Origin of the sequence: Caballeronia temeraria, from assembly GCF_001544795.2 — a bacterium.
GTDB classification, from domain to species: Bacteria; Pseudomonadota; Gammaproteobacteria; order Burkholderiales; family Burkholderiaceae; genus Caballeronia; species Caballeronia temeraria.
In genome coordinates this window covers 1-5,766 of record NZ_FCOI02000075.1, presented here as the reverse complement: position 1 = coordinate 5,766, position 5,766 = coordinate 1, and the positions used below count along the sequence as shown (strand labels likewise).

Below are 5,766 nucleotides of genomic sequence, written 5' to 3'. Positions count from 1 at the left end.
TGATTGTGATGAGGGCACTCTTTAGGCGAGTGCCATCGAGGACGAGAGAACTACCCAACGTGCGTGTGACCGCGGGCGTATCGAGCTGCTTTCTTTGGTTACTTTCTTTGCAGCAGCAAAGAAAGTGACTGCCGCCCCGCACAGGGGCAGTGCCAATAGACCACAAAGAAACCGGGATCCGGCGACAACTCAAAAAAAATCAAACCCCAAAACCGAACCAAAACCAAAACCCCCACGCACCGCAACGATGCACACTCCGGCGCCATGCACCAAAACCCCGCCGCGCGCCGCGCAAAAAATCGAGTAAAACCTTCCCCAAACCAGCGTAAGACCCGCGCCACTCGGGCAATTCACCCCAATTGGCATAACCCTTGCAGAACGATCCGAGCATTGCTCAAACAAACACATCGGCAAGGGGAACACTCATCATGAAACGACGCAGTCTGCTGAAGTTCGGCTCCATGTCGGGCGCGCTCGCCCTCGCGGGCCAGCTTCCGATCACGAAAGCCCAAGCCGCCGATACCGGTCCGATCAAGGTCGGCATCCTGCATTCGCTGTCCGGCACGATGGCCATCTCCGAGACATCGCTGAAAGACACGGCGCTCATGACCATCGCCGATATCAACAAGAACGGCGGCGTCATGGGCCGGCAGATTCAGCCCGTCGTCGTCGATCCGGCCTCGAACTGGCCGCTCTTCGCCGAGAAGGCGCGTCAGCTTCTCACGCAAGACAAGTGCGCAGTCGTGTTCGGCTGCTGGACCTCCGTGTCGCGCAAGTCGGTGCTGCCCGTGTTCGAGGAACTCAACGGCCTGCTCTTCTACCCCGTGCAATACGAAGGCGAAGAGATGTCGCGCAACGTGTTCTATACGGGTGCAGCGCCCAATCAGCAGGCGATCCCCGCCGTCGAATATCTGATGGGACCGGAAGGCGGCAGCGCCAAGCGCTTCTTCCTGCTCGGCACCGACTACGTGTACCCGCGCACGACCAACAAGATCCTGCGCGCGTTCCTTCACTCCAAGGGCGTGAAAGATGCAGACATTCAGGAGGTCTACACACCGTTCGGACATAGCGACTATCAAACCATCGTCGCGAACATCAAGACCTTTTCCCAAGGGGGAAAGACGACTGTCATCTCTACGATCAACGGCGATTCGAACGTACCGTTCTACAAGGAACTCGGCAACCAGGGCCTGAAAGCGACCGACGTGCCCGTCGTCGCGTTCTCGGTCGGTGAGGAAGAGCTGCGCGGCATCGATACGAAGCCGCTCGTCGGCCATCTCGCCGCATGGAACTACTTCATGTCGGTCAAGAACCCGAACAACTCGAAGTTCGAGAAGGAGTTCTTCGCCTACGCGAAGGCGCAGAACCTGCCGGGCGGCGACAAGCGCGTGACCAATGATCCGATGGAAGCCACTTTCGTCGGCATCCACATGTGGAAGCAGGCCGTCGAGAAAGCGAAGAGCGCCGATGTCGACAAGGTGCGCACCGCGATGATCGGCCAGACCTTCCCCGCGCCGTCGGGCTTCACGCTGACGATGGACGGCAACCATCATCTGCACAAGCCGGTGATGATCGGCGAAATTCGCGGCGACGGTCAGTTCAACGTCGTGTGGAAGACGAAGACCGCGGTGCGCGCGCAGCCGTGGAGCCCGTATATCGCGGGCAACGAAGGCAAGCCGGATGTCGTCAGCTCGATTCCCGCATTCCTGCGCCGCCAGCGCGTGCGTGTCGCGTAACGCGTGACGCGACACGCAGCGAGGCCGCGCGTTTCATTGATGCGCGCGGCCTGTTGAGTTCCAACAGAAAGGCCACTATGACCGGCTCCTTCAAGCGCGCGCTGCTTGCGCTCATCTTCGCGATGACGTCGCTCGCGGCGCACGCGCTCACCACCGACGATCTCGCCCCGCTCGCCGGCGACGACTTCGAAGCCAAATCCGCCGCCATCGACAAACTCATCGCCAATGCCGATGCGCCTTCCATCGCCGTGCTCGGCGCGTTGTCCGAGGGCTCGCTCGTCGCCACCGATAACGGCCACGTCTACATCCAGACCGACGATGGCAACAAGGACCCGGTCACGGGCAAGACCGCCGAAGCACCCGATGCGCAGCCCATCACGCTGAACAACCTTCTGCGCACGAAAGTCGCGGGCGCGTTGTCGGGCCTGCAACTCGCATCGACCGATATCGACAAGCGCCGCGAAGCGATCGCCGCATTGCTTAAGAACCCGGACGCATCGATGAAGCCGATGATCGACCGCGCACGCGCCATCGAAAAGGACTCCGAACTGAAGAAACGCCTCGACACGCTCTGGGCGATGACCGCGCTCCACGATCCCGATGTCAACAAGCGCCTCGAAGCCGCGCAACTCGTCGCCGCGCGCCACGACCTCGACATGTACGAACTGCTGCGCCCGATCGTCGCGAAGAAAGCCGATGGCACCTTCAACGAGCCCGACGAACGCGTGCGCAATGCGGCGCAGGAAGGCATCTACGCACTCGATTCGATCCAGCGCCGCAGCGAAATCTTCGGCACGATCTTCGCGGGCCTTTCGCTCGGCAGCGTGCTGCTGCTCGCGGCGCTCGGGCTTGCGATCACGTATGGGCTGATCGGCGTCATCAACATGGCGCACGGCGAGTTTCTGATGATCGGCGCCTATGCGACTTATGTCGTGCAGAACCTCGTGCAGCATTACGCGCCGGCCGCGTTCAACTGGTATCCGCTCTTTGCCGTGCCCGCGTCGTTCATCGCGGCAGCGTTGGTCGGCATCGTGCTGGAAAGGCTCGTGCTGAAGCATCTCTACGGACGTCCGCTCGAAACGCTGTTGACGACCTTCGGCGTCAGCCTGATCCTGATTCAGGCGACGCGCACGCTCTTCGGCGCGCAGAACGTGCAGGTGACGAATCCATCGTGGATGAGCGGCGGCGTCTCCGTGATGCAGAACCTCATCCTGCCGTACAACCGTCTGACGATCCTCGCGTTCTCGCTCGCCGTCGTCGCGATCGCGTGGGGCGTGCTCACGAAAACGCGTCTCGGCCTCTTCGTGCGCGCGGTGACGCAGAACCGCCGCATGGCCGCGTGCGTCGGCGTGAAGACCGCGCGCGTCGACTCGTATGCGTTCGCGTTCGGCGCGGGCATCGCGGGACTCGGCGGCTGCGCGCTCTCGCAGATCGGCAACGTCGGGCCGGATCTCGGCCAGAGCTACATCATCGATTCGTTCATGGCGGTGGTGCTCGGCGGCGTCGGTCAGCTTGCGGGCACGGTGATCGGCGGCTTCGGGCTCGGGCTCGTCAGCAAGGCGGTCGAGCCGTTCTGGGGCGCGGTGCTCGCGAAGATCGCGGTGCTCGTGCTCATCGTGTTGTTCATCCAGAAGCGTCCGCAGGGCATGTTTGCCTTGAAGGGCCGCAGCGCGGAGGCCTGAGTCATGACCGCCTCGACCAATATCGGCACGAATCTAGACGTCGCGCCGCAACCCGATCCCGCCGCCGCGCGCGCGGGCTTCGCGCTCGGCCTTCCGCCGCGCGCCGCGCTGCTGCCGAAGAACGGCTGGATCGCGTTGATCGCGCTCGTCATCGCGATGGGCATCTTCGTGCCGATCAGCGCGCTCGTGCTGCCGGAGACGAGCACGTTCCATCTGTCGGCTTACGCGATGACGCTCGTCGGCAAGCTCATGTGCTACGCGATCGGCGCGCTCGCGCTCGATCTCGTGTGGGGCTACTGCGGCATCCTGAGTCTCGGCCATGCGCTGTTCTTCGCGCTCGGCGGCTATGCGATGGGCATGTACCTGATGCGCTCGATCGGCCGCGAAGGCACGTATCAGAGCGATCTGCCCGACTTCATGGTGTTTCTCGACTGGCACAAGCTGCCGTGGTACTGGGAAGGCACGGGGCATCTCTGGTATGCGCTGTTGCTGGTCGTGCTCGTGCCCGGCGTGCTCGCGTGGGTGTTCGGCTTCTTCACGTTCCGTTCGCGCGTGAAGGGCGTGTATCTGTCGATCATCACGCAGGCGATGACCTTCGCCGCGATGCTGCTCTTCTACCGAAACGAAACGGGCTTCGGCGGCAACAACGGCTTCACCGACTTCAAGCGCATCGCCGGTTTTCCGATCACGCATCCGGGCACGCGCACCGCGCTCTTTCTCATCACGTTCGCGGTGCTCGTGCTCGCGTTTCTCGCGGCGCGCTGGATCGTCACGTCGAAGCTCGGGCGCGTCGTCACCGGCGTGCGCGACGGCGAAGCGCGTCTGATGTTCCTCGGCTACAGCCCGCTTGCGTACAAGCTCTTCATCTGGACGGTGTCGGCGGTGCTGTGCGGCATCGCGGGCGCGCTGTATGTGCCGCAGGTCGGCATCATCAATCCGAGCGAGATGTCGCCTGCGAACTCGATCGAAATGGCGATCTGGGTTGCGGTCGGCGGACGCGGCACGTTGATCGGACCGATCGTCGGCGCATTCGCCGTGAATGGCGCGAAGAGCTTTTTCACGGCGTATTTCGCGGAGTACTGGCTCTTCTTCCTCGGCCTCATCTTCACGCTCGTGCCCTTGCTTTTGCCGAACGGCATCATGGGACTCATCGATCTCGCGCGCCGCAAGAAGGCTCAAGGAGACGCAGCGGAATGACTGCACACAATGCATTGATCGTCGATTTGCCGCCCATTCCGCCGTTGCCGGAATCGAGTCACAAGAACATCAACGTGATTTCGGGGCTCGGGCATGTTCTCGCGCCCGGCGAGATCGATATTTCGCACGGCACGATTCTCTATCTCGAAGACGTGACCGTGAGCTTCGATGGCTTTCGCGCGCTGAACAAGCTGACGCTTTCGATCGACGTCGGCGAGCTGCGTTGCGTGATCGGCCCGAACGGCGCGGGCAAGACGACGATGATGGACGTCATCACCGGCAAAACGCGCCCCGATGACGGCAAGGTGTTTCTCGGGCAGACGCTGGATCTCACGCGTATGTCGGAGCCGGTGATCGCGCGCACGGGCATCGGGCGCAAGTTTCAGAAGCCGACTGTGTTCGAGAATCATCCTGTGTGGGAGAACCTCGAACTCGCGATGAAGACGGACAAGCGCTGGTTCGCATCGTTGCGGGCGCGGCTGGATGGCGCGGCGCAGGCTCGCATCGAGGAGACGCTGGAGCTGATTCGCCTTCAGCATCAGGCGACGCGGCTTGCGGGTGAGCTGTCGCATGGACAGAAGCAGCGGCTCGAAATCGGCATGTTGTTGATGCAGCAGCCTGCCCTTCTCCTGCTCGATGAGCCGGCCGCCGGGATGACCGATCATGAAACGATGGAACTCGCCGAGTTGCTCAACAAGCTGCGCGGGTCGTGTTCGATGATGGTCGTCGAGCATGATATGGAGTTTGTTGCGGCGCTCGCCGGGGTCAGTGGGAAGGTTACTGTCATGGCCGAAGGGCGTGTTCTTGCCGAAGGGACGCTCGATGACGTCAAACGGGACGAGGCCGTTATTGAGTCTTACCTTGGGCGGTGAGGCTTTTTTCTTTGCGGTGGGTGTCGTGGAAGCTTGGCTTCGTGTCGGTCTATTCGCGCTGCCCCTGTGCGGGGCGGCAGTCACTTTCTTTGCTGCTGCAAAGAAAGTAACCAAAGAAAGCAGCTTCTCAGGCCCGCGGTCACACGCAATTTGGGTAGTTCTCTCGTCCCAGGCGGCACTCGCCTGAAGAGTGCCCTCGGACGACTAACCGGGCTTGGATCGCGCACGGTCTGACTAGCTAGTCTTTTTAGGACGCTGGTTCAGCACGAAAGAGTTCCG

Annotated in this window: 4 protein-coding genes; all 4 read left to right on the top strand. The window is 62.0% G+C overall.

The features are described 5' to 3' along the window. The first annotated feature begins 428 nt into the window (after nucleotides 1-428). The 4 genes from urtA to urtD all read left to right on the top strand — a co-directional run bounded on the left by urtA (nucleotide 429) and on the right by urtD (nucleotide 5,487). Nucleotides 429-1,736, top strand: coding sequence for an urea ABC transporter substrate-binding protein (gene urtA, locus AWB76_RS38245; protein ID WP_061165269.1), 1,308 nt, complete (start codon nucleotides 429-431; stop codon nucleotides 1,734-1,736). 77 nt (nucleotides 1,737-1,813) lie between these two features. Further along, entirely contained in the window at nucleotides 1,814-3,418 is a 1,605-nt protein-coding gene (gene urtB / locus AWB76_RS38240; protein ID WP_061165268.1) for an urea ABC transporter permease subunit UrtB, read from the top strand. 3 nt (nucleotides 3,419-3,421) lie between these two features. Then, nucleotides 3,422-4,615 carry an urea ABC transporter permease subunit UrtC gene (urtC, locus tag AWB76_RS38235; RefSeq protein WP_061165267.1) on the top strand — a complete coding sequence of 398 codons (1,194 nt, stop codon included), beginning with the start codon at nucleotides 3,422-3,424 and terminating at the stop codon, nucleotides 4,613-4,615. Beyond that, complete coding sequence (gene urtD / locus AWB76_RS38230) at nucleotides 4,612-5,487, top strand: urea ABC transporter ATP-binding protein UrtD (protein ID WP_061165266.1); 876 nt, start codon at nucleotides 4,612-4,614, stop codon at nucleotides 5,485-5,487. Before urtC ends, urtD begins: the two co-directional genes overlap by 4 nt. The last annotated feature ends 279 nt before the right edge of the window (nucleotides 5,488-5,766 follow it).